Origin of the sequence: Hymenobacter sp., from assembly GCF_036388155.1 — a bacterium.
Taxonomy (GTDB): domain Bacteria; phylum Bacteroidota; class Bacteroidia; order Cytophagales; family Hymenobacteraceae; genus Hymenobacter.
Genome location: NZ_DASVSI010000044.1, coordinates 26,290 through 51,395 on the forward strand (window position 1 = coordinate 26,290; position 25,106 = coordinate 51,395).

Annotated in this window: 18 protein-coding genes; 12 read left to right on the forward strand and 6 right to left on the reverse strand. The window is 60.5% G+C overall.

Going from position 1 to position 25,106, the window contains the following annotated elements; translation table 11 throughout:
• Positions 1 to 24: 24 nt before the first annotated feature.
• The 3 genes from VF629_RS06620 to VF629_RS06630 all read right to left on the reverse strand — a co-directional run bounded on the left by VF629_RS06620 (position 25) and on the right by VF629_RS06630 (position 6,285).
• Positions 25 to 1,425: a hypothetical protein gene (locus VF629_RS06620; RefSeq protein ID WP_331057670.1), complete on the reverse strand. Its 1,401-nt coding sequence runs from the start codon at positions 1,423 to 1,425 to the stop codon at positions 25 to 27.
• A 264-nt stretch (positions 1,426 to 1,689) separates the two neighbouring features.
• The gene (locus VF629_RS06625) at positions 1,690 to 4,398 is read right to left on the reverse strand and encodes a TonB-dependent receptor (RefSeq protein WP_331057671.1); all 2,709 of its coding nucleotides are present in this window, start codon (positions 4,396 to 4,398) and stop codon (positions 1,690 to 1,692) included.
• A gap of 228 nt (positions 4,399 to 4,626) precedes the next feature.
• Positions 4,627 to 6,285 carry a tetratricopeptide repeat protein gene (locus VF629_RS06630; protein WP_331057672.1) on the reverse strand — a complete coding sequence of 553 codons (1,659 nt, stop codon included), beginning with the start codon at positions 6,283 to 6,285 and terminating at the stop codon, positions 4,627 to 4,629.
• 184 nt (positions 6,286 to 6,469) lie between these two features.
• Between VF629_RS06630 and VF629_RS06635 the strand changes: the two genes are divergently transcribed.
• The 3 genes from VF629_RS06635 to VF629_RS06645 all read left to right on the forward strand — a co-directional run bounded on the left by VF629_RS06635 (position 6,470) and on the right by VF629_RS06645 (position 10,222).
• Positions 6,470 to 7,222: a hypothetical protein gene (locus VF629_RS06635; RefSeq protein ID WP_331057673.1), complete on the forward strand. Its 753-nt coding sequence runs from the start codon at positions 6,470 to 6,472 to the stop codon at positions 7,220 to 7,222.
• Between the two features lie 643 nt (positions 7,223 to 7,865).
• A complete protein-coding gene (locus tag VF629_RS06640; RefSeq protein ID WP_331057674.1) occupies positions 7,866 to 9,194 on the forward strand; it encodes a glycoside hydrolase family 28 protein in 1,329 nt (442 codons plus the stop codon).
• A gap of 173 nt (positions 9,195 to 9,367) precedes the next feature.
• A complete protein-coding gene (locus tag VF629_RS06645; RefSeq protein ID WP_331057675.1) occupies positions 9,368 to 10,222 on the forward strand; it encodes a hypothetical protein in 855 nt (284 codons plus the stop codon).
• Between the two features lie 99 nt (positions 10,223 to 10,321).
• On the opposite strand, the gene VF629_RS06650 is transcribed toward VF629_RS06645, so the two are convergent.
• Together VF629_RS06650 and VF629_RS06655 are read right to left on the reverse strand one after the other, a co-directional pair.
• Positions 10,322 to 10,678 (reverse strand): DUF3140 domain-containing protein, encoded by a 357-nt coding sequence (locus VF629_RS06650; RefSeq protein ID WP_331057676.1) that lies wholly within the window; start codon positions 10,676 to 10,678, stop codon positions 10,322 to 10,324.
• Between the two features lie 170 nt (positions 10,679 to 10,848).
• Positions 10,849 to 10,986, reverse strand: coding sequence for a hypothetical protein (locus tag VF629_RS06655; RefSeq protein WP_331057677.1), 138 nt, complete (start codon positions 10,984 to 10,986; stop codon positions 10,849 to 10,851).
• A 132-nt stretch (positions 10,987 to 11,118) separates the two neighbouring features.
• Between VF629_RS06655 and VF629_RS06660 the strand changes: the two genes are divergently transcribed.
• Positions 11,119 to 11,769, forward strand: coding sequence for a zinc ribbon domain-containing protein (locus tag VF629_RS06660; protein ID WP_331057678.1), 651 nt, complete (start codon positions 11,119 to 11,121; stop codon positions 11,767 to 11,769).
• Positions 11,770 to 11,930: 161 nt separating this feature from the next.
• On the opposite strand, the gene VF629_RS06665 is transcribed toward VF629_RS06660, so the two are convergent.
• On the reverse strand, positions 11,931 to 13,898 hold the full coding sequence (locus VF629_RS06665) for an NACHT domain-containing protein (protein WP_331057679.1): 1,968 nt from the start codon (positions 13,896 to 13,898) through the stop codon (positions 11,931 to 11,933).
• 213 nt (positions 13,899 to 14,111) lie between these two features.
• On the opposite strand from VF629_RS06665, the gene VF629_RS06670 reads away from it, so the two are divergent.
• From VF629_RS06670 to VF629_RS06705, 8 genes are all read left to right on the forward strand, one after another.
• A complete protein-coding gene (locus VF629_RS06670) occupies positions 14,112 to 15,059 on the forward strand; it encodes a hypothetical protein (RefSeq protein WP_331057680.1) in 948 nt (315 codons plus the stop codon).
• Between the two features lie 51 nt (positions 15,060 to 15,110).
• Positions 15,111 to 15,428 carry an STAS-like domain-containing protein gene (locus VF629_RS06675; RefSeq protein ID WP_331057681.1) on the forward strand — a complete coding sequence of 106 codons (318 nt, stop codon included), beginning with the start codon at positions 15,111 to 15,113 and terminating at the stop codon, positions 15,426 to 15,428.
• Positions 15,429 to 16,077: 649 nt separating this feature from the next.
• On the forward strand, positions 16,078 to 18,639 hold the full coding sequence (locus tag VF629_RS06680) for a PAS domain-containing sensor histidine kinase (protein WP_331057682.1): 2,562 nt from the start codon (positions 16,078 to 16,080) through the stop codon (positions 18,637 to 18,639).
• A gap of 33 nt (positions 18,640 to 18,672) precedes the next feature.
• Positions 18,673 to 19,089, forward strand: coding sequence for a response regulator (locus VF629_RS06685; protein ID WP_331057683.1), 417 nt, complete (start codon positions 18,673 to 18,675; stop codon positions 19,087 to 19,089).
• 643 nt (positions 19,090 to 19,732) lie between these two features.
• Entirely contained in the window at positions 19,733 to 20,344 is a 612-nt protein-coding gene (locus VF629_RS06690) for an RNA polymerase sigma-70 factor (RefSeq protein ID WP_331057684.1), read from the forward strand.
• 239 nt (positions 20,345 to 20,583) lie between these two features.
• A complete protein-coding gene (locus tag VF629_RS06695) occupies positions 20,584 to 21,630 on the forward strand; it encodes a FecR family protein (RefSeq protein ID WP_331057685.1) in 1,047 nt (348 codons plus the stop codon).
• Between the two features lie 146 nt (positions 21,631 to 21,776).
• Positions 21,777 to 22,523: an STN domain-containing protein gene (locus VF629_RS06700; RefSeq protein ID WP_331057686.1), complete on the forward strand. Its 747-nt coding sequence runs from the start codon at positions 21,777 to 21,779 to the stop codon at positions 22,521 to 22,523.
• A gap of 3 nt (positions 22,524 to 22,526) precedes the next feature.
• Entirely contained in the window at positions 22,527 to 25,106 is a 2,580-nt protein-coding gene (locus tag VF629_RS06705) for a SusC/RagA family TonB-linked outer membrane protein (RefSeq protein WP_331057687.1), read from the forward strand.

A 25,106-nucleotide genomic window follows, 5' to 3' on the forward strand; every position in this document is an offset into this window, starting at 1 on the left:
CAGCAACTGACAACTAGCAACCACTTAATATTGGTTGCCCGAGCCGTTTGACTGGTAGGCGCCGACATCAAGGCCCGGTGCGGAGCCGGTGGGCGTGAAAACGCCCGGCACGTTCACGCTGCTCACCGCGTTGAGCGGCTGAAACGACGTGCGGCCCTTGCCGATGGCGGGCGAGCCGGCCTGCAGGTGCAGGTTGTCGGCGGGCTTCAGGAAGTTGGTCCACTGCATGAGGGTAGTGGGGGCCGCGGTGGTGCCCGAGGCCGTGGTCAGGTCCAGGGCCTGAAAGCGGGGGTTGTTGGCCTGGGCCGCGCCGCGCATGTCGGTGATTTTGCTGGTGGTGAGCGAGCCGGCGGTGGCGGCGTTGAACTCGGCGGCCTGGTCGGCGGTATTGGCGTAGTAGAACTGGTTGCCGTAGCGCACGTTGGCCGTGTCGGGGCGGTCGTCGGAGCGCAGGCGCAGGCCGAAGCGACAGTTGGCAATCAGGTTGTTGTAGACCAAGCCTTTGGCTTGCACCTCGTAGTTGATGGAGCCGCCGCGGCCCGATTTGGTTTGCCGGTAGCCGCAGTTCACGAAAGTGTTGTTGTAGGTCACTACGTTGGTTTGCACCGGCGAGCCGGCCACCGACGCCACCTTCACGCCGTTGGTGGAGCCGCCCACGAACACGTTGTAGGCGATGTCGCCCACGCAGCCCGCTTTGATGTTCACGGCATCGCCGCCCGCCTTGCCGGTTTTCTCAAACTTATTGCGCACAACGCTGAAGGTCGCGTTTTGCAGGCGAACGCAGTCGTCCACGGTGCCGTGCACGTAGGAGTCCTCCATCACGAAGCGGGCGTTGGGCTTGCGCGCCAGCAGGGAAATGCCAAACTTGGGGTCGCCGGCCGCGTAGCCGCTGGGCGCGTTGGCGCCGTAGGGCCCGCCCACGTAGGCGATGTTGGTCCATTTCAGGGCTATGAGCGTGGCACCGTCGCCGTTGATGCCGCCCCAATAGCCCTTAAACGCCGGGTCGGTGGCCGCGTCCACCACCGTCGAGCTGCCCTTGAGGTTGTCGGCCACGCTGATGTCGACGGGGCGGTCCTTGGTGCCCGTGCTCAGCAGCACGCCGTTGATGACAAAGCCGGGGTTGTTGGTGGCTTGGCCGAAGGTACTGAGGCTGCGCGGGTTGCCGAGGACGACAATCTTCACGCCGGCCTGTAGCCAGAGGGTGTCGCCGTCGTTCACGGTCACGTCGCGGGTCATGTAGTAGGGCGCGGTGCGGCCGGGGATGGTGCCCTTTAGCGGGCTGCGCAGCGTGTCGCCCGAAAACTTTTCGCCCACCACCCGCTCCGGGGTAGCCACGTCCACTTGGTTGTTGCAAGACGACAGCGCCGCGCCGGCAGCCAGCAGCAGCGCCAGGGCCGCCCGTGAGGTAAAGGTATTTGTCAGCATATAGGTTGGGGAGTTGAGGCGAAGCGAGGCTTTGCCAAGTCAAAAAGGGTTTGTGTTGATGATTGCGGAGACGATTTTCCAAACGGTCCTGCTGCGCTTGCCGAAGCAGCACTCCCGCGGCGCCTGTCATGCCGAGGCAGCAGCATCTTCTCACCGCCGAAAGAGTCGTGGAGACGTGAGAAGGTCCTTCGCAAGCTCAGGACGACAGGCGCCGCGGGAGTGCGGCGCGGACGTCAGACGAGCGGGCCAACTCAGAGAATTTTCTTACAGGTTGAAGCGTAGGCCTACCAGGTAATAGGCCTGATAGGTCTGGTTGATGACAGCCAGCCGGTCGGGCTGGGTTTGGTAGGGAAATTCGTTGACGGCGTAAGGATTGGGGGCCCGGATGTCGACCTGGTAAGGGGTGTTGAGCAGGTTTTGGGCTTTCACGTAGGCGGTCAGGCCGTAGCGGGCGGCGGCCCTGGTCAGGCGCTTTTCGGCCGACAAGTCCAGCTGCGACTGGGCCCGCTGCCAGTAGTCGAGGCCCACGAACTGGCCCACCTGCACGATGCGGGCACCGGTGTACACGTAGGCCAGCTGCAAGTCCAGGCCGTTGCGCACGTTTTTGTAGAGCACCGAGGCGTTGGCCACGTGCTTGGACTGCCCTTGCAAGGGCCGGGTCTGGGGCAGCAGGGTGCGGGCGTCGTCGGCGGTGGCCACGCGCTTTTTATCGGTCGTGATGCTGGACACCGTGAAGGTATAGTTGGTCGAGAGGCCCACCGAGCCCCAGAATTTCACGCCCACCCATTCGAAGCCGTAGTTGGTGGCCGTGCCGAAGTTGTTGGGCTGGTACACGGTGAAAGCCGTGCTGGGCAGCGTGACCAGGCCGTACTCGATGGGGTTGCGAATGTGCTTATAGAAGGCACCGGCCAGCACCTGGTCGTTGCCGGCCCCGAAAAACTCGTAGCGAACGTCGAGGTTGTGGGCCTGCGTGTGCAGCAGGTAGGGGTTGCCAGCTTCGGCGTAGGTATCGGTCACGCTGCCCGAGTTGTTGTAGGGCGTGATTTCGAAGTAGCTGGGCCGGCTGATGGACGCGAAGTAGGACCCACGCAGGTTCTGGCGCTTGCTCAGGGCGTAGCGCAGGTGCAGGCTGGGCAGCACATCGGTGTACCGCTGGCGGCCCTGGTAGGCGGGCTCGGTGCGGGCCAGGCTGGTGACGTAGCCCTGGTCGGTGTACTCCACCCGGACGCCGCCCAGCACTTCCACGGCGCCCGTGGCGTAGCGCAGCTGCCCGTAGCCGGCCCCGATTTTTTCCGTGGCCGTGTAGTTGTTGGCCCCCACGTAGATGCCCAGCGGGTTGAACACCGTGTAGGGCTCGCTGCGGATGTCGCGCTCGTCCACCGCAAGCTGGCCCGAGGCCCGCAGGCCGTAGGAGAGGTAGCGGTTGCGGCGGTCCTTGTGGCGGTAGAGGCCGCCGGCCGACAGGTCCAGGGCCTCGGTGAGGCGGTAGGTCAGGTTGAGGTAGGCGGCTTGGTCCTGGTCGGTGTTGTCGAGCCAGATGCGGAAGGCGTCTTGGTAGCGGTTGCCCGCCAGCCCGAGCTTGAGCGGCTGCTGGGCCAGGTCGGGCACGTGGTTGGTGGCCCGCGAGTACACCGCCGACCAGCTGGCCAGCAGGCGCCCCCACCCGTGCTCGCCCTGCAAGGTGCCGCTGGCAATGCCCTGCTGCTGAAAGCGCGAGCGCAGCAGCACGTCCACGTCGGGCTGGGCCGGGCGCTTGTAGGTGGTGTCGCTTTCGGCGCGGGTCTGCAGCTCGTCGAGGTTCAGGTAGAGGCCGTAGAAGCGCAGGGTGTGGCCGGGGCGCAGGCGGTAGTCGAGCTTGGCGTTCAGGCCGGTACGCCGCTGCTGGGTGGAGTACTGCTGCACCCGCAGCTCCTTGATTTGGGGCTGGTTGCTGATGTCGATGGTGGCGTCGTAGAAGTAGCCGTCCGAGCCGCGGCTGGTGTTTTGGTAGGAGCCGGCCAGCAGCAGCCCCAGGCGCTGGTCCTTGCCGTAGCGCCTGCCAAAGGTCAGGTTGCCCAGCAGGTTCGGGGCCGGCGGGCGCTTGGTGAAGCGCAGCCAGGGGAAGTCGCCGGGCGTGGCTTGGTAGGCGGGGCCAAACCGCTCGGCGGGCGACTGCTGGTTGATGTCACGGACGTCGAACCCCTGGAAGGGGCGGTCGAAAAACAGCTGGCCGTAGCCCGTGCCCAGCTGGCCGGTGAGCTGCCGCTCGGCGGGCGCGTCCTTCATCACCAAGTTCACCACGCCCCCAATGGCGTCGCCTTCCATGCTGGGCGTGAGGGCCTTGGTAACTTCCAGGCGCTGCAGCAGGTCGGCCGGGAAAATGTCGAGCGGCACGTAGCGGTTGTACGGGTCGGGCGAGGGAATCTTGATGCCGTTGACCAGCGTGTAGTTGTAGCGCTTGTCCATGCCGCGCAGGATGGCGTAACGGCCGTCGCCGTTGGTGCTGCGCTCCAGCGTCACGCCCGACACGCGTTGCAGCACGTTGGCCACCGTGATGTCGGGCGAGGTCTGGATGGCCTGGGCCGACACCACGTTCATCACGCTGGGCGCAATTTGCTCGGTGCGGCGGGCGGCGCCGTCGTCTTCCGGGTCGAGCCGGCCCTGCACCGTGACTTCGCTCAGCTCCTGGTTCTTATCGGTTAGGCGCAGCAGCACCGGGGCGGCGCTGGCCGCGGTCACGTGCAAAGCCAGGGAAAAGGGAGCGTACCCGGCCATCTGGCCCACCAGCTCGTAGTCGCCTTCGGGCACGTTGAGCAGCGCAAACGAGCCGTCGAGTCCGGCCTGGCTGTTGTGGGGGGTGTTCTTCAAAAACACCACCGAACCCACCAACGGCTCCCCCGTGCGGGCATCGGTCACACGGCCTTTTACGCCCCCGGCCAGCGCCGCCAGCGGCAGCACCAACCCGAGAAAGAAACAGAGGGATAAAAAACGCATGACGGAAAAAGAGGTAGCGGAATCGGTGGCCCAAAAGTCCCGTCAGCCCCACCCTATCGCCAAGAAACGCCCGTGAACAAAAAGGCAACACCCCGGATTTTGCCGTGAACAATCTGTTCACACGGCAAAATTATGCAGTGCAACTACCTGATTTACAACGGTAATTTCACCTGCACCAGTAGCCATTATGGTTGTGTTACCCCAACAAGTACGCTGCGTAAAGCGCCATCAGATGCCTTGCAGGAAGGCCGTCAGGCTCTCGCCCACTGGCAGGTTCAGGCGCTTGCGGAGGCGGTAGCGCATCACGCGCAGGCTGTCGAGCGACACGCCCAGCGAGGTGGCAATGTCCTGCGAGGTCAGGTTCATCTTGAGCAGGGCCACCAGCCGGCGCTCCCCGGCCGTGAGGGTGCTGCAGTGCTGCTGCAGCTTGTCGAAGAACGGCTGGTGCACCTGCTCGAACGTGGTGCGGAAGTCCTCCCAGTGCTGGTCGTGGTGGAAGTTCTGCCCGATTTGGTGCAGCAGCTGCTTGAGCTGTTTTTTCTGGTCGCGCTTGTCGTCTTTCACCAGCTCGCCCAGCTGGCCGCGCAGCTCTTCCAGCAGCTGGTTTTTCTGGATGACGTGCAGCGTGTGCGTGCTGAGCTCCCGGCTGCGCACGGCCAGCTCCTGCTTGAGGTTTTCTTCCTGCAGCTGCTTGTTTCGGAGCTCCAGCTGCAGCAGCTCGCGCTGGGTGTCGTACATGCGCTGGTTTTGCTCGCTCAGGGCCTGGCTGCTGCGGATTTTTAAGCGCTGCCGGCTGATGGTGGCCCAGGCCAGCCCCAGCAGCAGCAGCCCCACGCCGGCCCCGGCCAGCCCCAGCAGCCGGTTGAAGTAGCGCGCCCTGTCGAGCTGCGCAATCTGCTGTTGTTTGTGCTCCAGGTCGTAGAGCGTGTGCAGCAGGGCGAGCTGCTGCTGGTTGGTGGCCGAGTAGGTGGCCTCCTCGTATTTGCGGCTCAGGGCGGCGTAGTAGTAGGCGCTGTCGTTGCGCCCCAGCAGGCTGAACGTCTTGGCCAGGTCGCTGTAGGCCCCGCTGGTTTGGTGGTGTTCGCCGGTTTTTTGGGCCAGGCCCAGGGCCTCGCGGGTGCGGCCCAGCCCGGCGCGGTACTGCCCGGTTTTGCGCAGCACGTCGCCCAGGTTGTTGAGGATTTCGATTTGGCTGATTTCGTCGCCGCTCCGGCGGCTGCGCTGCAGCGCTTGGGTGAAGTAGTAGTGGGCCGAATCGTAGCGCGCCCAGTTTTCGAAGATGCTGCCCAGGTTCTCGTAAATCTTGCCCACGCCGGCCTGGTTGGCGCTGCGCCGGTAGTGCCGCAGGGCGAGGTGCTGGTAGTAGAACGCGCTGTCGTTGCGTTGCAGCTTTTCGCACAAGTGCCCGATGTTGCCGTAGGTCGCGGCCAAGCCGTTTTCGCTGGCGCGCTGCCCGTACAAGGCCAAGGCCCGCTTGTACTGGCGGCGGGCCTCCACGGGCTGTTTGTTGGCGTAGTAAAGCCTGCCCAAATCGTTGAAATTGTTGGCCAGCTGCTCGTGGAGGCCCAGTTTCCCAAACAGGCGGCTCGCCTGGCGGTAAAAGTCGAACGCCTGCGGATATTGCCCCAGGTGGTAGCAGAGCTGCCCCATGGCCTGCAGGCGGGTGGCCGCGGCCCGGGGCTGCTTGTTGGCCAGGGCCTGGCTGTACTGCGCCTTGAGTGCCCGCAGCAGAGAATCGGGCTGCTCCCCCAGCCGCACCCGGGGCGTGAGCTGCTCAATGGCGCTCACCAAGGCAGGCTGGGCCGAAGCAGGGCGGGCCGACGCAGCCAGTAAAAGTAGCAGCAGTAAACGTAGTGCACTCGGCTTGGTGGCAACGGCGCTTGTCATTAGCGGAGGGAATGGGTCCAATCGGTTAAAGGTATTTCATTCCGCCGGGGTCGGGATTTTATCAAATTGTGACCCGCGCAAAAGAAAATGCAGCCGGCCGCGCAAGGACGCCGGGCGCCCGGCGGGGGGCACCACAAAAGCCTCGCTTGGTGCGGCCAGCCGCCCCTTCCTTCCCCTGCTGAGCTTGCTGCCGCAGTCGGCCGCCTCCCGCTACGAAGAGCTGTTGCGCCCCGCCTTGTTCAACCAAGCGCCCGTCAACCAGCCGGCCTCCTACCTCGGCATGGCCAAGGAAACCCTGAGCCGGCTGCCCAGCCGGGCAAAAGAGCGAGCGAGGCATCTCATGAAAAAATCCGTCCCGCTCTCCCGCAGCGGCCAGGCCCTCCTGCTTGCGGCGGGCAGCCTTTCCCCAACGGGGGCATACATTTATCCTTGTATATTCAACCTTATGAACAAGCCGAAGGAAATAACTGGTTTTTTGGCTTTGCGGCGGGGAAATCACACCTTTTACGAAAATCAGGTGGCCACCCTTCTCCTGCAATGGCCGCCGGCAGCGGGGTGGGTGCACCCCTGGCTCGTTACGGTGCCCACGGGGCTTGAGGGCGCGTCTGCCCTGCTGGGCTACCCCGACGACCCCGAAACATGGTTCGACGCCGCGTTTACAGAGGCCCAGACCGACGCTGGCTACCAAAAAACCTACGTGGGCAAGATGATTATCAACGCCACCATCATGGACGCGACCACCTGCCGGGTGGTGGAGCCCCTCACGGTGCAAATCACGCAAGTTGCTCCGCCCCAAGAGGCTTCTTCCCAAAGCCGCCAGGCGTGGAAGCGCTGGAAAGGCCTGCTCGACGAGCCCCTCGGCTGGCCTTCTTTCTACGCGCCGACGCCGTTTGCCTCCCGCATTTCCTACAAAGCGCCGTATTTGGGCACTTTCTAGTTGGCAGCGAAAGGAAGGAGTACCCGTGGCGCCACAAAGAAGAAACCCCACGTCGCACAGCCAGCGCCACGCACGCACAGGACTGGCCAAGTGCCCCTCCGGTCGAAGGTCTTCACAAACACCCAATGAGCCCCGCCAGCAGCTGGCGGGGCTTTTTGTTGCGCCGGCAAAGCGTTTATCAAGCAGGCCGCGCCAGTGATGCCCGGTTAGGGTGTGTGGACAATAAGGACTCCGAAAGAAAGACCGTCATGCCGAGCGCCGCGAACCGAAGGTCGGCGTAGCCAAGCATCTTGCCCGAGCTTTTTGTCATCCTGAGCGCAGCGAAGGACCTTCTCACAATGAAACGACTTGTTGTGGCCTGAGAAGGTCCTTCGCTGCGCTCAGGATGACAATAAATGCGCTTAGGATGGCAATATATTGGATACTACCACACGCGCGATGCTTGGCTACGCCGACCTTCGGTTCGCGGCGCTCGGCATGACGGTCTTATGGTTGGCTGTCCACACAGCCTGGGCTGCCCGAGCAACTTTGGTGGGGGCTGAAGATGCCAGAGCGCCAATTTGCCGGGCCCATCAGGTGACTACAGAACGGTGCGGACGGGAAGAACGCGCTTCTTTGCGCCGTTCACCATTTTTCCCGCCCCATGAAACTTGTCATTGCGCTGCTAACCGTCTGGTTGGCTGCTTTCTCGTTGCCTTTCCAGGTCCAGACGCCGCCGCAGAAGACCGCCGCGCCCAAAGAGTACGTCATTACCCAGTTTGGGGCCGGCACCGACAGCACCAAGCTCAACACGCAGGCCATTCAGAAGGTCATCGACAAGGCCCATGCCGCCGGCGGGGGCACGGTGGTGGTGCCGAAGGGCGTTTTTCTGAGCGGGGCCCTGTTTTTCAAGCCCAACACGAAGCTGCGCCTGCAGGCCGGGGCCAAGCTCAAGGGCTCCGACAACATTGCCGACTACCCCCTGGTGCCGTCGCGCATGGAGGGCCAAAAGCTTGATTACTACGCAGCGCTGGTCAATGCCTACCAAGTGAACAACTTCAGCATCACAGGGCCCGGCACCATCGACGGGAACGGGCTGAAGTTTTGGAAAGGCTTCTGGGCCTACCGCGACTCCATGAAGCAGATTGGCAAATCGGCGACCAACCTGGAGGTGCACCGGCCCCGGCTGCTCTTCATCTGGGGCTGCAACGACGTGAACATTAAACAGGTAAAGCTGCACAACGCCGGCTTCTGGACCACGCACTTGTACCAGTGCAACAACGTGCTCATCGACGGCTGCGACATCCGCTCGCCCTTCCGGCCGGTGAAGGCGCCGAGCACCGACGCCGTCGACATCGACGTGTGCAAGAAGGTCACCATCCGCAACTGCTACATCTCGGTGAACGACGACGGCGTGGTGATGAAGGGCGGCAAAGGCCCCAACGCCCACAAGCTGCCGGAAAACGGACCGATTGAGGACGTGTTGGTGGAGAACTGCACCTTCGGCGAAGTGCACGCCGCCATGACCTGCGGCAGCGAATGCATCAACGCCAACCGCATTACCATGCGCAACTGCAAAGTGGAAAACGACCGGCCGCTGCTGCTGTTCAAAATGCGCCCCGACACCTACCAGGTGTACGAAAACATCACCGTGGAAAACGTGACCGGCCGCTGCGGCACCCTCGTCACGCTGTCGCCGTGGACGCAGTTTTTCAACATGGCCGGCAGCACCGAGAAGCCCTTCGGCACCATCCGCAACATCCGCATTGCCAACGTGAAGGTGAAAACCAAGCAGTTTGCGGTGCTCAACGGCAACCCGGCCGACAAAGTGGACAACATTGTCTTCGCCAACGTGGACGCCACGGCCGAAACGGCGGCGTTCCCCAACATGTACCCGAACGTGAAATTCGAAAACGTCACCCTCAACGGGGCACCGCTGAAGGCGTCGGGCGTGCGGGAAGGCACGGCGGTGAAGCCCCTGCTGCCCGACTAAGGTTCTGGGAAAGTCCCGTCATAAAAAGCCTCGCCAGCCACTGGCGAGGCTTTTTTCATGCTCAAGTTCTAAAAAGCCGCCTGCCTGCTGTAACCATTCCCCGGAAGCCGAGTGTCCGGGCTTGTGTGCTTTGGCCGCCATCACGCTCACTCACTTCCCAAATGCCTTGCCTTATGAACCAGAATAATCCCAACGTCCGACTCACCCGGCGGCCCTTGTTTCGGGCATCATTACTGCTACTTTCCGCGTGCCTGCTTCAGCAGCCAACCGCTTCTGCGCAACCAGAGCCCGGCAGCCTGCGCCCAGTTCCTCAAGTAGCGCTGCACGTGACCCCGCGTGTGGCTCCGCAAGTAGACCCGCACCACGACCTGCTGGCCACCGAAGGCGTCTGGCAGGCCGATGTCCGGCCGAATGGCATTCAGATGCGGTTTGAGAAGGAAGGCTACGCGGGCAAAGGCGTGAACGGCACCAGCTTTTCAGAATCCGAATTCAGCCGCCTGCCCCGGGAACAGCCCGGCGCCTTCACCCTGACCCGGGAAGCGGGGACCATGGAGTTTACGGGAAAGTTTGACGGCAACAAAGGCCAGGGCCGTTACCGCTTTGTGGCCAACCCGACCTACCGCGCAACCATGCAAAAGGTCGTGGCCGACGACCTCAACGACCTCGACCAAATGACGCTTTTCTTCGTGAATGCGAAAGCGGCCGATGCCCAGATGTTCAACCGCAAGGGCTACTCCGAGCTTCGCAAGGACGACGTGATTGCCCTGACGGCCCTGCACGTAGACGAGGCGTATTTGCAGTCGCTTCAGCAAAGCGGCATGGCCTCGCTGTCGCTGGAAAACGTGGTGGCCTTCAAAGCGCTGGGCATCGACGCGCCCTACATCAAAGCGCTGCGGGACGCAGGCTACACCGACTTCTCGGCCGAAGACGTCATCGTCCGGAAAGCGTCGGGCCGCGCCCCCAACCAACCCCGCACCATCCGTCCCCTCCCCAAAACGCCGCAGTCGAAAAAAGCCGACGACCGGTAGGCCCGCACAGCTCTTTTATTGGACACAAAAAAGCCCCGCCAGTAGCTGACGGGGCTTTTTATTGGTGCATTACCCTTGGGGCAAGGCCAGGGGCGTCCGTTATTTCTTGTCTTTGAGCGGGTCGTGGCCCCAGTTCATGAGGGAGTAGCGCCAGCGCGAGGTTTCCACGTCCTTTTGGTCGTGGGGGCCTTGGGCCGAGTGGCGGGCCACGTAGCTGTGCACCTTGTGCATGTGGGCTTCGTCGTCGGGCGTGAGGTCGGCCTTTTTCTTGTGCAGGATGTCGACGATGCGCTCACCGGAGTGGCGGCCGATGCTGTTGCCGTCGCCGCTGTCCTGGCCCACCGACTTCGATTCGTCGGTTTTCAGCCATTTTTCTATTTCGGAAGCCGTCATGTTGACGTCCTGCTTGAAGGTGGCGAAGATGTCGCCCGAATCGGAGGAGTTCGAGGTAGCCATGTGGAAAGGAGTTAGTGGAAGAAAGTACTATTCAGCTTACCCCCGTCGGCCCGACTAGGTTGCAACAACCACCCCGGCAAAGCCCCTTATTCGCGCCTTGCTGTGCGCACGAAACCGTTGTGCCAGGCTGCGCAAGCATGCGCTCAACCCGCCCGTGCCCGCGCTATTTCTCAGGCCGCCACGGGCGCCAACAGCTTCTCCATTTCGGCTTTCCGCAGCTCCAGCCAGGGCAGGGTGCTTTGGGCGAGGCCGCGGTGGAGGTAGTCTTTCCGCAGCGAGGCCAAGCGGCCCTGCCTGCGGGTGGGCATGGGGCAGCCACTGGATGCCCGCTGTAATGATATGGGCCCGGCCGCTATTCAAGAAGCGGAGCGGCACGCACGCATTCGAATACTTGCCTGCTCCTACTTTTGTGCCCTCACCTACCCCCTGCTTCAACCGCTATGAGCTCGCTGATTCAATTTGTTGCCAACTACGACGACTTGTCGACCGACAAGGGTTTTCAGTTCAAGTTTCACTGCGACCGGTGCCGCAACGGCTACATGTCGCGGTTTCAGCCCAACGCCATTGGCATCGCCGGGGGCTTGCTGCAAGCGGCCAGCAGCCTGTTTGGCGGGGCCTTCAGCGGGGCGGGCAATGCGGCCTACCACATTCAGCGGGCCGTGGGCGGCAAAGCCCACGACTCGGCCCTGGAAACGGCCGTGGCCGAGGGCAAGCAGCAGTTCAAGCAGTGCACCCGCTGCGGCCACTGGGTGTGCCCCGATGCCTGCTGGAACCACAGCGCCGGCCTCTGCGAAGACTGTGCCCCCGACGAGCAGGAGGAGCTGCGCGCCCAGCAGGCCCTGGCCGCCAAAGAGCAAATCCACACCAAAACCCGCGCCCAGGACTACACCCAGAACCTCGACTTCCTGAACCGCGACGCCCTGCTGCAGTGCCCCAACTGCCAGGCCAAGCTCGCGGCCGGCCAAAAGTTCTGCCCCAGCTGCGGCACGCCCAACCCCGCCGCCAAAGCCCAGGAGCGGTTCTGCACCGGCTGCGGCACCGGCCTCAAGCCCGAGCAGAAGTTCTGCGCCGACTGCGGCACGAAGAACTAAGCGGCCTCCTGCCGGGTGCCGGAATGGCCTGCCGCACAAGTGGCAACAAGCCCCGCCAGTGTCTGGCGGGGCTTTTGGCATAAGCCATTTACGAAGATTCAAGAATGAGCTGTGATTGAAGATTAGTACTCGATAAATTATTTAATCAAAAGTTCCTACGCCTATGATATGCCATTCATTAAGAAATCCTCAGACTGTTCTTCCTCTATTTCTTTGGAAATGGCTTTTATCATTGCATTAGCTTTTGCTTCATCAACGAAATAACCACTAGTAGAGAAGCTGTTTACCAGCATATTTATATCTATTTCTTTAAAATAATCATCGCATGATTCTGCACATAGAACATAAAATTTTTCACGTTCAAGGTTTAAAAACTTATAATCCGAAGTAGGTTCGGGCCCAAAGTCACCTTGCTTCTTATTACTTTTGTAGCGATTGATAAACCCTAATTTTTTAGATGCCATCAAGTTGATTATAGCATTATCTGAGGTATGACCTGACAAGACTTTGAGTGAATCATATTTCTCTTCATTCTCATGAAATATCGACAAACTACCGTAAATATCATCGTCTCCACCCCCTTCTCGCCATGCATTTACCTCAGAAAATACTTTATTTGCATTAATTCTCGCGAATACGTATTTTGAAGTCAGTAACACAGCAGCAGTAACAGGCTCTATATCTGGCCAGGCTTTTCTTAATTTCTCTAGACCAGCCAAGTAGTCCTGCAAAAATGTGTTTATCACATACTTTCTGAAGGAGCTAGGGTCAATACTGTAATATATATCAAGTGTATTTATATACCTATAACCCTTGCTACGAGCAATAGCTGATAGTATTTTCCCTTGCTTTGATTTTGAGTCCGTGAAGATGAAGCTAGCAGCAAAGTATTCTTGAATCGATTTATGCGCCCATTTGATATACAGGCCATCCTGTACAAAAAGGGGAACCTTGGTCAAAATATCTTTTAAAAAGTCAGATGGACTAAATTTCAGGTCTACACAAAAATCTTTAGCTTCTTTAATGATGGCCACAAGCTCATCTTTACTGAATTCAATCTTATTGAGACTCATGGAACGGTAACCCAAGAACCTTAATATCCTATGAAAATCATCGATTTCAAGTTTCGAATACTTATTTCTTGTGTAAGACTCCCCTTTCGTTAAATCATGACGTTCAAAAAACGCATCATATACTTGCCTGTAAAACAAATGCTTTTTTAAAGGAATTGTATGCTTGTGCTCAAACGCAGCAAATAAAAGAGAAACAAGTAGAGGATTTTTTAAGAATTCATCAATATTATCATTCTCTTTTTCTTTTAGCTTTTTTATCAATAAAGTAGAAATCTCACCACCAAAGTCATAATTTTTCAACAGTAAATAAGCTTCTTCTTTACGCAGAGCTCTTATTTTGAACTTTACAAAGTCTCCAAATGCTGTCAAAGCATCTTCAGGGCGCGATGTTAGGAGAAAGTAATTTTTTCTTGCCTTGTCTATAAAGTCCCTAATATTAGCAACTACATCTCGTCTATCCTCATGCTCAATTTCGTCAAATCCATCGAGCATGAAAACAAATCCGCCTTTACTGATTAACTCCAACACAAACGCTTCATCTGCTTTCTCGTTAATCATAGATAATTGACGAAAAATTTCATCCATTATAGTCGCGTCTTTCTTTAATCGACGCAATTCAATCAATAAAGGCACACCAACCTGTTGCTCAACAGCAGCTAAGAACAACCGTTTAGACAGGGTTGATTTTCCCATCCCAGCTGTATCAATTATAATTACTTTTTTATGATGTGGAATAAAATTACTTTCAAAAGAATCTATTAAGTGATTTTCTATTTTACCATTATCAGCATTGTTTACAACCTCTAAAGGCACATAAATATCTTTAAGATGACGCTTCTGATTACCAAGAACCAAAATACTTGGATTAGAGTACTTGTCATACGAATCAATTAAATATTGTTCGAATTGATTTTTAAAAGAATGTTCCGTTATTTGAATAGAAACGCCTTTTCTTTTGACAAGTCGTTTGATATTCGGCGTGATAAATTCATCTATTATTGCTTTGACAAACGGGGCTGCTATCGAAGCAATATCTTTGGCTTGAGTCAGGTCCATGTTATATAAATTCGCATTAGAAGTTGGTATGCTATTTTGAGCAAATGCAAATAAGCACAAAAACCTCCAGATTTAATTAAAACTATAAGTTACACCAAAAAGCCCCGCCAGCAACTGGCGGGGCTTTTGGTTTCTTCAGCGGCTTAGGTGGTGCGCTCGGCAGCGGGGTCGGCTTTGGCTCCGCCCTAGTTGGGAAGCTGCTAGCTTTACTCCATGCAGCTACCGGCAGCCACCCAGGAAGAACACCGCATTGCTTTTCAAGCATTCAATACTTCGTCGGGACTGGCGGAGTTCCTGCTCGACAACCGCTGGGAGAAGGTGCACGGCACCGCGCCTGGGGTTAGGCAGGTGCTGGTGGTGGTTGGCGGCACGCTCACGGTCAAGCCGCACCACGTTACCACGCTGGCTTGCCTACTGGAAGAATACCGCCTTGCGGGCGTGGCAATCCGATTTGAATCGGGTAATGCGACGGTGTACCGTTACTTGAAAAGCATTCACTTTTTCGCGCGTTTTACTGAGCCCGCCGCGGCTAATCAGGAATTTATTCAACCGCACGACCCCACTGCGTTTGGCTTGTGGCCGGTGGAACCCGAGGGCATGAACGATTTCGTGCGCACTGCTTACCAACATTTCAAGGCCCACTTTTTTCAGGACAAGAGCCTCGACTTTCTGACCATCTACTTGGGCGAGATGTTCAACAACGTATTCGACCACGCGTTCGCCGCCACCGCCACGGAGCGCGTGGCCTTTGCTATGCTGCAATACTACCCCACCAGCAAGCGCCTGTTGATTGCTGTTTCGGATTTCGGCATGGGCATTCCCCAAACGGTCAACCGCTTCCTGCAAAGCCAGCACCAGGAACCCGTAACGGCGCCGGAGGCGTTACGCAAGGCCCTGGAATTACGCTTCACCGCACAATCTCGCCCACACAATCAGGGCCGGGGGCTCGACACCCTTCGCACCGGAGTGCGGGAGTTGAACGGCACGCTGACCATCCAAACCACCCGCGCCATCTACCACGTCAGCCGGGAAGGCGCCGAATACGTTCACGAGTTATCCGACGTCGCGTTTCCCGGCACAACCCTCACCGCCAGAATTTATTACCAGGGAACGAGACCCGAAGAAAACGACATCCTCGAAGAAGAAACCGCGCTTTTTTGAGCAGAACAGCGTATACTAGGCTATTATTTCCCGCACCATCCGCCCCACCCCATGTCCACTACAGTTCACAACGGCCCGGTTCTGAGGGTAGCTATCCTTACCCCCGGCACTATTTCCAACGCCGACGGCTACCAGTTGTTGTTGGCGCTGAAGGAGGCCATGGCCGCGCAGCCCGGCCCCGTCACGCTCGACCTGACCGGCGTCATTGGCTTCTCCAGTTCGTTTCTAAATTCCTCGCTCGGCGCCTTGTTTGAAGAAATGGGCGCGGCCGGCTTCAAGCGCCTGCGCCTGAGCAACTACAAACCCACACAACTCAAGCAGCTAAAGGACTATATGACCGACGTAGCGCAAACGCACAACGCCGGGTAATCTTAGCCTCGTTTGCAACACCACCCAAAAAAGCCCCGCCAGCAGCAACTGGCGGGGCTTTTTGTTTCACTCACAGTTTAAGTGGCAGCATGGGACTTCCCAGAGCACACGCCGCCAGCAGCTGGCAACTACAGTACGGTGCTCACGCCGCGGCAATGGCCTTTTGCGGTGTTCATCATTCGTCAGACTTATGAAAATTGCTTTGCGCTGCTAACTGGTTGCCTGGCTGCCTTTGGCTGCTTTTTCGCGCGGCAACACCGCGCAGGTAGGGGCTCCTTCTAAGGAGTAGGTCATTACCGAATTCGGGCTGGGCACCGACAGCGCCAAGCTCCATACGCCGGTTTGGTGATTTTGGGCAGGGGCTCACGGGGAGGCCAGGAGCCTCGACAACTTCCGGCGCCTGGCCCGGTTTCATCAGCAATTGCTGGCCCAGAAACATGAACACAACGGGCCGGGCTCAAAACGCCTTGCAATGAGCTCACGGCACTGGAAATGACGCTAGCCGGCGCCATTTAGCAACCGCGTGCTTTTCGTGAAGCGGTACTGAATCAACGGCCCAACCGCCGCCGCTCTTGGAGCTGTTTGCGTAGTACTCCCCGCCCCGGCTAGTACCTTAGAGCCGCTGTCCCCTGCGTTTAGTAGCGTTTTCATGCTCGACTTCCCTGCCCCAGCACTCCCAACCGACCTGCCCGCTTCGGCCGAAATGGTGGAAGTGCTGCTCAACATTTCGCTGAGCGGAATGATGGCGCTGCGCCCCGTGTACGACGCCGAGGGCGCCACCATCGTCGATTTTACCTGCGTGTATTTTAACCCGGCCGCGCAGCAACTGCTGCGCCTGCCGGCGCGCCCCGCCGAGTCGTTTCTGACGCTCTACCCCACGGCCAGGGCGGCGGGCGTGTTTGAGTTCTACCGCAACGCCTTTCGCTCGGGCCACCTTGAGCGCCGCCAGAACAACTACCAGCAGGACGGCCTCGACGGCTACTTCCTGCTGGTGGCCCAGCGCCAGGCCGACGTCCTGCTCGTGAGCTTCACCGACACCAACGACCAGCCCCGAACCGAGATAGAGCAGGAGCTGCGCGCCAGCCAGGCCCGCGAGCTGAAAGCCCGGGCCGAAGCCGAAACCGAGCGCAACCTGCTGCGGGCCATGCTCACGCAGTCGCCCGTGGCCATTGCCCTTTTTAGCGGCGACGACTGCGTGGTGACCACCGCCAACGAGCTGGCCTGTTCCCTGTTGGGCCACTCGCCCGCCGAAGTGCTGGGCCGCCCCCTGCTGGAAGGCGTGCCGGAACTGCGCGGTCAGGGCTTCATCGAGCTGATACAGGAAGTGGCCCGCACCCGCCAGCCCTACATAGGCACCGAAGTGCCCGCCAACCTACTGCGTAACGGCCGGCTGGAAACGAGCTACTTCAACTTCGTGTACAAACCCTTGCTGGGCTCCCGCAACGAAGTGCTGGGCGTCATCGACATTGCGGTGGAGGTGACGGAGCAAGTGGTGAGCCGCCGCCAGGTGCAGAACCTGAACGAGGAACTGGCCATCCTCAACGAGGAGCTGCAAGCCAGCAACGACGAGTTTCAGTCCACCAACGCGGCCCTGACCCTCTCCGAAGAAGCCCTGCACGCCCTCAACCACGAACTGGAAGCCCGCGTGGCCGAGCGTACCCGGCAGGCGCAGCAGCAGCAGGAGCTGCTCCGCCAGATTTTGGCGCAGGTGCCGGCGTCCATTGCCACCTTCGCCGGCCCCGAGCACCGCTTCACGTTCTTCAACGAGCCTTTCCAACAGCTTACCCGCGGAAGGGCGGAGCTAGGCCGCACCGTGGGCCAAGCTTTTCCGGAGGCGGTGCCGCAGGGCTTTCTGGACCTCATGGACAAGGTGTACGCCAGCGGCGAACCTTTTGTGGGCAAGGAGCTGCCGGCCGAGCTGCTCGACCCCGCCACTGGCCAGCACGGGTCGTTTTTTATCGACGTCGTCTACCAGCCCCTGCGCGACGACCGCGGGCGCACCACCGGCATTCTGGCCTTCGTCATCGACTCGAGCGAGAAAGTGCGGGCCCGCCAAGCCTCCGAAACCACGGCCCAACGCCTGCGCCTGCTCACCGACGCCCTGCCCGTGCTCATTGGCTACCTCGACCGCGAGCGGCGCTACCGGTTCGTGAACCATGCCTACCGCACGTGGTTCAACATCGACCCCGCCGCGCTGCTGGGCCGCCCAGTGCGCGACGTGGTGGGCGAACAGGCCTACGCCAACACCGAAGGCTACATGACCCGCGCCCTGGCCGGCGAGCGGCTCTCCTTCGAGGCCCGCATGCCCTACCGCGAAGGCTTCGTGAAGCACGTTCACACCGACTACATCCCCGACGTGCAGCACGGGGCCGTGCAGGGCTTCTACACCCTCGTCACCGACATCACGGACCAGGTCCTGGCGCGCGAGCAGGTGCAGGAACTAAATGAGGAGCTGGCCGCCATCAACGAAGAGATGCTGGCCGCCAACGAAGAGCTGCGCGACACCAACAACCGCCTCAGCCACACCAACGTGGACCTCGACACTTTCGTGTACACGGCCTCGCACGACCTCAAAGCGCCCATTGCCAACATCGAAGGCCTGCTGCACGCCCTCAGCGAGCAGCTGCCCGCCGCCGCGCGGCAAGATGCGGACATCCAGCAGCTGCTCGACCTCATGCACGTGTCCGTCGACCGGTTCCAGCGCACGCTCACCCACCTCACCGACGTGTCGAAGCTGCAGCAGGCCCACGCCGAGCCCCCGGAAGCCGTGGACCTGGCCGCGGCCGCCGAGGCCGTGCGCCTCGACCTGGCTCCGGAGCTGGCGGCCACCGGCGGGGAGCTCGTCATCGACGTGGCGGCCTGTCCCACCGTGCGCTTTTCGCCCAAAAACCTGCGCAGCATCCTCTACAACCTGCTCTCGAACGCCATCAAATACCACGCCCCCGACCAGCCGCCGCGGGTGCGCCTCTACGCCCACTGCGCCGACGGCCAGGCCTTGCTGGAAGTGCACGACAACGGCCTGGGCCTGACGCCCAAGCAGCAGAACAAGCTGTTTGTGATGTTTCGGCGCCTGCACACCCACGTGGAGGGCACCGGCGTGGGCCTGTACATGGTGAAGCGCATGGCCGAAAACGCCGGCGGCAGCGTGCGCGTGCAGAGCGCGCCCGGCGTGGGCTCCACCTTCACGGTGCTGCTGCCCGATGTGGCCTAAACCCAACCGGCCCGTCTTACGTAGGGACGGCGTATGCCGAAGCTGAGCAGCGTGTTGTTGGTCGATGATGACCCCACCAATAATTTTTTGAACGAGCGGTTGCTCAAACGCCTGGAAGTAGCCGACCACGTGATGGTGGCGGGCAACGGCCAGGAAGCCCTCGCGGTGCTGCAAAGCGCCAGCACCGGGCCCCAGCCCCACTACCCCGCCCTCATCCTGCTCGACATCCAGATGCCCGTGATGAACGGCATCGAGTTTCTGCAAGCGTTTCAGCAGTTGCCCCCGGCCCACCAGCGCGCCACCGTGGTGGTGCTCAGCACCTCCACCGACGTGCGCGACCTCATCAGCCTCAGCGGGCTGCCCGCCGCCGGCCGCATCAACAAACCCCTGACTCAGGAAAAGCTCAACACCGTGCTCCAGCTGCATTTCCAGCGGCAGCCGCCAGGGTAACTACCCAAGCGACACGCAAAGCCGCCCCGTTTCTATTCCACGTGGTGCCGGGCTACCATAGCGAAGCCAGCCGCTCAGCCAGTTCCTGCGCAGCCAGGGCACGTCCACGCGCCGTCCACGCCGGTGCCTTGGGTGCCCTGCTGGCGCACGCCGCCCAAAAACAGCGTATGGCCCACCCGCTGGTTGCGCCCGCTGGCAAAGCGGTTGAGGGCGCTTTCCTTGAGCGTGGGCTGGACGGCAGTGATTGCTGGTCAGCTGCGGGTCGTTCAGCACCGGCGGCTTGTTCACCAGGTTCACGAGGCCGGCAATGGCTCCGCCGCCGTAGAGCGTGGAGCGTACAGTGTGGAGCTGGCGCAGGACGAACTCAATCTGGTGCAGGTCGAGCGGCGGAATCTGCAGGGTGCCGAACAAGCCCGAGTAGCCGCCCGGCAGCGGGAGGCCGTCGCGCAGTAGCTGGGAGTAGCGCCCGGCAGGCCCTGATGCGCAGGGCGGCGTTGCTGAAATACTCCGGCCTCAACAAAAAGAAAGCTGCGCCGTTCAGCGTAAAATAATTCGCCGAGGCAATGTACTGCGTTGCTTCTTGCACCCACTTTTTAGCAGGGAATCTCCTCTTTGCTAACAGCCCCGTGATTACCTTTAGATAATGCAGCCCTTCACGAACCGTGTTGCGAAGCATCTGCGGCTGTACGCTGCCTGGGACGATGCGGCGTTGGTGGAAGGGTTGCGGCGCGGCGACGAACGGGCCTTCGAGGAAACCTACCGCCGCCACGGCTTCGCCCTGCTGGAACTGGCCTATCGCAGAACGAGCTCCCGCGAAGCCGCCGAGGAAATCGTGCAGGACTTGTTCACCACCCTCTGGCACAAGCGCGCGGTGGTCGACGTTCAAAAACTCAAGGAATACCTGAGCACGGCGGTGCGCTACCGCGTGATTAACCTGATTAGAGACAAATCCATCCACAACGGCTACATCGCCTTCTCGCGCGCTGCAGCCAGCGAGGCCGACTACCATACCGAGGAGGACTTGGCCGCTGCTGACTTATCGGTGGCCCTCAATTCGGGCCTGGCCCACCTGCCCACCCACACCCGCGAGGTGTTTCAGCTGAGCCGCATGGAGCACCGGTCGGTGCCGGAAATTGCCGTGCGGCTGAAGCTGTCGCCCAAAACCGTGGAGTACCATTTGACTCGTGCCCTGAAGCTGCTGCGCGTTTCGCTGAAGGATTTCCTGGTGCCGCTGGTGCTGCTGCTAATGCGGTAAGTAGGCGTTTTAAAGGGGTTGGCATTTCGCTATACTAGTGTAGAGACGCAACATTTTGCGTCTCGTCGTCTGCGCCGTTTGCGTCTCGTTCGGGCGTCATCGTTCAACGCCGAGACGCAAAATATTGCGTCTCTACACCAAGTATTTGATTAGTCAATAAAAATTATTTTACAACCGAGACCAGGGGTCGGGATGGGATTGAGTGACTATTAAGTCAGAACCCCTACCCTGGCTTTGTAATGGACCCATCAGAATTCCGCGCGCTGCTGCACCGCTACCAGCAAGGCGAGTGCACGCCCGCCGAAAAGCGGCGCGTTGAGGAATGGTATAATGGTCTGGGCACCGAGCAAAAGCTGGACCTGAGCCCACTGGAGCGCAACGAACTGGTAGATTCCGTTTGGCAGCGCATTAGCGAGCAAACCACCGCTGCTCCTAATGCCCCGACCTGGGCCACCGGCCAGGAGCCCGTAGGCAACCCGCGTTGGACTACAGGCGTGCGCTGGGCTGCGGTGGCGCTGCTGGCCTTGGGCACCGGCGTAGTAGGCACCTATCTGGGATGGAATCCTGCCAAAGAAGTTGCTCAGGCCCCTACTGAGTCAAGTAGCGCCGACGCTGCGGGCTGGCTGGTGTCGGCCAATACCTCCACGCACGACGTCCGAGTAGCCCTGCCCGACGGCAGCTCCATTGCCCTGGCGCCGGCCAGCACGCTCAAATACCCGCGCGCCTTCACGGGTACCCAGCGCACGGTTTACTTGACTGGCGCGGCTTTTTTCGACGTTTCCCACGATGCCAAGCACCCGTTTTTGGTTTACACCGATAAGGTGGTGACCAAGGTGCTCGGCACCAGTTTTCGGGTGGAGGCCTACGCGGGCCAAGCAGAGGCACAGGTGCAGGTGAAAACCGGGCGCGTGCAGGTGACGCCCCGCGGCGAAGTGGCCGCCAGTGGCACGGCCAGCGTGCTAGTGCTGCCCAACCAACAGGCCGTGTATTCGGCCACGCGGCAGCGATTGCGGCGCGAGGTGGTGGCCCAGCCGGCGCTGCTCAAGCCGCAATCCTTCGTGTTTGACAACCGGCCGGTGGCGGAAGTGCTCACGGCCCTGGAGAAGGCCTACGGCGTGGCCATTGTGTACGACGCCGCGGCTGTGCGCAACTGCACGCTCAACCTGGGGCTGGGCGACGAGCCGCTGTTTGCCAAGCTCGACGTCATCTGCGAAACACTGGGCGCTTCCTACGAAAAGGCCGACGGCCGCATCCTTTTTCACAGCCAGCCCTGCCCGGCCGAATAACCTGCATGCCTCTCACCTTCACTCGCCTATGAAGTAATTCCCGCAATCGATTCCGGCTTTGCCCGAGTAGTTCTGCAGCGCCATTTGTGGCTTTCAGAATGCCGAAACGCCGATTTCTCTCATCTCACCATCCCACCATTTTACGTATGAAACCTTCCTTACAATTCCCGCCACTGCTGTTGCGCCTCAAGCGGTTGGCGGTGTTGCCCGGCCTGCTGTGGTGCCTGCTCTCGGGCATGAGCGCCGCGCACGCTTCCGAGGCCCAGCCCATTCTGGAGCAGCCCATTACGCTGCAAGTGCGAGAGGAGCGCATGGCCGCTGTGCTGAGCAAGATTGAAGCCCAGGCCAAAGTGCGATTTCAATACAGCCGCCAACTCATTGGGGCCAACCGCCGCGTCTCAATTAACGCCGTGGGCCAGCCCCTGGCGCAGCTGCTTAACCAGCTGCTGGAGCCGCTGCAAGTCAGCTACAAGGTGGTGAACGACGGCATTATCCTGCGGCCCGCCACCGTGTCTGCGGCCGGCGCGGCCCCGGCGGCCGACGTGCCCGTGACCGGCCAAGTGGTGGACGAAAAAGGCGCGGGCCTGCCCGGCGTCAACGTCATCATCAAAGGCGGCACCAACGGCACCCAGACCGACATGGACGGCAAGTTCACGCTGAGCGTGCCGGAAGGCTCCACGCTGGTGTTTTCCTTCGTGGGCTACACCGCTCAGGAAGTGGTGGTGGGCACGCAAACCACCTTCAACATTGCGCTGGCGCCCGACGCCAAGGCCCTGAGCGAAGTGGTGGTGGTGGTGGGCTACGGCACCCAGCGCCGCCAGGACCTGACCGGCGCCGTGGCCCGCGTCGACGGTGCCGAAATCGTGAACCAGCCCGTGCAAACGCCCACCTAGGCCTTGCAAGGCAAGGTGGCCGGTGTGCAAATCATCAGCGACGGCACGCCGAACACGCAGCCGCGGGTGCGCATCCGCGGCACGGGCACGCTGCTGGGCGGCGCCGAGCCGCTGTACGTGGTGGACGGCGTGCAAACTACCGACATCCGCAACCTGAGCAATGCCGACATTGCGAGCATCGACGTGCTGAAAGACGCTTCGGCCGCGGCCATTTATGGGGTGCGCGGGGCCAACGGCGTGATTATCGTGACCACCAAAAAGGGCGCGCTGGGCAAGCCGGTGCTGGCCTACAGCGGCACGGTGGGCTTCAAGGAAGCCGCCAACGTGGTGGAAATGGCCGACGCCGGGCAGTACACCAGCTACATCAAAGACATTGCCCCGACGACGATGCTGCCGGCCTCCCCGGGTTCGACGGACTGGTACGACGAGCTGCTGCGGCGCGGTACTTTCCAGAACCACAACCTGGCCGTGTCGGGCGCTACCGAGAACGTGCGCTACTACTTCTCCGGCAACCTGCTGCAGGACGACGGCACCATCATCATCAACAAGTTTCAGCGCCTGACGGTGCGCTCGAACACTTCGTTCAGCTTGTCGGACAAGGTCACGATTAGCTCGCAGGCTTCGTTCAGCCACGCCGATACGCGCATTGTGAACCTGAACACGGCCTACAACAACGCCTACCGGGCGGCCCCCATCATTCCGGCCAAACAAGGCGGGCGCTACGGCAACACCTCGGCCTTCGGCAACGTGGGCAACCCGATAGTGGACATCGAGAAAAACGACAACAAGTCCCTGGACAACCGCTTGCAGGGCAACATCGCCCTCGACCTGCGGCCCATCGAAGGCCTGACGCTGCGCTCGGCCTTCAACGTGGACCTGGAGTCCAACAACAACCGCGCCTACGACTACCAATTCCGCAACGACGAGAGCACCTTTTTGGTGGCCGGCGGCAACCAGCGCCTCGACCGCAGCAACCTGGGCGTGACCCAGACCAACCGCTACCGCTACTTGTGGGAAAACACGGCTACTTATCAGCGCACCTTCGCCGAGAAGCACAGCCTGACCCTGCTGGCCGGCACCGTGGTGGAGGAAGGCCAGACCACGCCGCTCTCGGGCTCGCGCAAGGACGTGCCCGCCGACCCCAGCCAGTGGTACCTGAACACCGGCGACCCCACCACGGCCGTGAACAACAACGTGGACCCCGACGACCCCGCCCCCGGCCTGCCGGCCAAGGACCGCCGCATCTCCTTTCTCGGCCGCGTCAACTACGCGTACAACAACCGCTACCTGCTCACCACCAACTTGCGGCACGACGCCACTTCGCGCTTCAACCGCGACCGGCGCAACGGCTTTTTCCCCTCGCTGGGCTTGGGCTGGGTGGTGTCGGAAGAAAACTTTCTGAAAGACGTGTCGGCGCTGAGCTTCCTGAAATTTCGGGCCAGCTACGGCCAGCTCGGCAACGACCAGATTCCGGTGAACTCCAACGTGGTGACGGCCAACTCCGGCATCCCCTACGTGTTCAACGGCAACACCGTCCTGGGCGCCACCATCACCGAAATCAAGGACACCGACGTGCGCTGGGAAACCACCACGGAGTACGACGCCGCCATTGAATTCGGCTTTCTGGACAACCGCCTGACCGGCGAGGTGACCTACTACAACAAGCGCACCTCCAACGCCCTGATTCCCGTCAACGTGGCGGGCATTTTGGGCGACCCCAACAACCAGCTCATCACCAACGCGGCCGACATTACCAACCGCGGCGTGGAAGCGGCCCTGAACTGGCGCGCCGCCATCGGCGAAAGCCCCGACTGGAGCTACAACATCGGCGCCAACGTGACCTTCAACAACAACCGCATTGCCAACCTCAACGGCGGCCAGGCCCTGATTGCGGGCTACAACGGCGTGACCAAATCGGACAACGGCCAGGCCGCCGGCAGCTTCTTCCTGCTCGACGCCATCGGCGTGTACCAGAGCGCCGACGAAATTGCCCGCTCGCCCAAATCCGCTTTCAACCCGCAAGTGGGCGACCTGAAGTACGCCGACTCGAACGGCGACGGCGTCGTGGACCTGCTTGACCGCCGCTACTACGGCTCGTACCAGCCCCCGATTTATTACGGCATCAACGGCGGGGTGAATTTCCGCAACGTGGACTTGTCGTTCGTGTTTTCGGGCAACTTGAAAAACGAGGTGTACAACGCCAAAAAGCAGGCCCGCAGCAGCATCCTCAACAACGTGGAAGCCAGCTTTGTCAACGACCGGTGGACGGCCGCCAACCCTTCCAACACCGACCCCAGCGCCATCCGGGAAAACCTGCCGAACTCGACCTACTTCCTGGAGTCGGGCGACTACCTGCGCCTCACCAACCTGGTGCTGGGCTACACCCTGCCGGGCGGCCTGCTCGAGCGCGCCCGCCTGGGCTCGGTGCGCATTTTTGCCTCGGCCCAAAACGTGTTTACGGTCACCAATTACACCGGCTTCACCCCGGAACTGGCCGGCGGGCCCCTGGATTCGGGCATCGAGCTGAACACCTACCCCACCAGCCGCACCGCCACCCTGGGGCTGAACGTCACCTTTAAATAA

Bases quoted from the DNA above. Each gene is read 5' to 3' on its own strand.
- VF629_RS06670 (WP_331057680.1), top strand. From the start codon at position 14,112: ATGCAGCTACCGGCAGCCACCCAGGAAGAACACCGCATTGCTTTTCAA.
- VF629_RS06685 (WP_331057683.1), top strand. From the start codon at position 18,673: ATGCCGAAGCTGAGCAGCGTGTTGTTGGTCGATGATGACCCCACCAAT.
- VF629_RS06620 (WP_331057670.1), bottom strand. From the start codon at position 1,425: ATGCTGACAAATACCTTTACCTCACGGGCGGCCCTGGCGCTGCTGCTG.
- VF629_RS06695 (WP_331057685.1), top strand. From the start codon at position 20,584: ATGGACCCATCAGAATTCCGCGCGCTGCTGCACCGCTACCAGCAAGGC.
- VF629_RS06680 (WP_331057682.1), top strand. From the start codon at position 16,078: ATGCTCGACTTCCCTGCCCCAGCACTCCCAACCGACCTGCCCGCTTCG.
- VF629_RS06625 (WP_331057671.1), bottom strand. From the start codon at position 4,398: ATGCGTTTTTTATCCCTCTGTTTCTTTCTCGGGTTGGTGCTGCCGCTG.
- VF629_RS06630 (WP_331057672.1), bottom strand. From the start codon at position 6,285: ATGACAAGCGCCGTTGCCACCAAGCCGAGTGCACTACGTTTACTGCTG.
- VF629_RS06650 (WP_331057676.1), bottom strand. From the start codon at position 10,678: ATGGCTACCTCGAACTCCTCCGATTCGGGCGACATCTTCGCCACCTTC.
- VF629_RS06690 (WP_331057684.1), top strand. From the start codon at position 19,733: ATGCAGCCCTTCACGAACCGTGTTGCGAAGCATCTGCGGCTGTACGCT.
- VF629_RS06665 (WP_331057679.1), bottom strand. From the start codon at position 13,898: ATGGACCTGACTCAAGCCAAAGATATTGCTTCGATAGCAGCCCCGTTT.
- VF629_RS06700 (WP_331057686.1), top strand. From the start codon at position 21,777: ATGAAACCTTCCTTACAATTCCCGCCACTGCTGTTGCGCCTCAAGCGG.
- VF629_RS06675 (WP_331057681.1), top strand. From the start codon at position 15,111: ATGTCCACTACAGTTCACAACGGCCCGGTTCTGAGGGTAGCTATCCTT.
- VF629_RS06660 (WP_331057678.1), top strand. From the start codon at position 11,119: ATGAGCTCGCTGATTCAATTTGTTGCCAACTACGACGACTTGTCGACC.
- VF629_RS06645 (WP_331057675.1), top strand. From the start codon at position 9,368: ATGAACCAGAATAATCCCAACGTCCGACTCACCCGGCGGCCCTTGTTT.
- VF629_RS06640 (WP_331057674.1), top strand. From the start codon at position 7,866: ATGAAACTTGTCATTGCGCTGCTAACCGTCTGGTTGGCTGCTTTCTCG.
- VF629_RS06655 (WP_331057677.1), bottom strand. From the start codon at position 10,986: ATGCCCACCCGCAGGCAGGGCCGCTTGGCCTCGCTGCGGAAAGACTAC.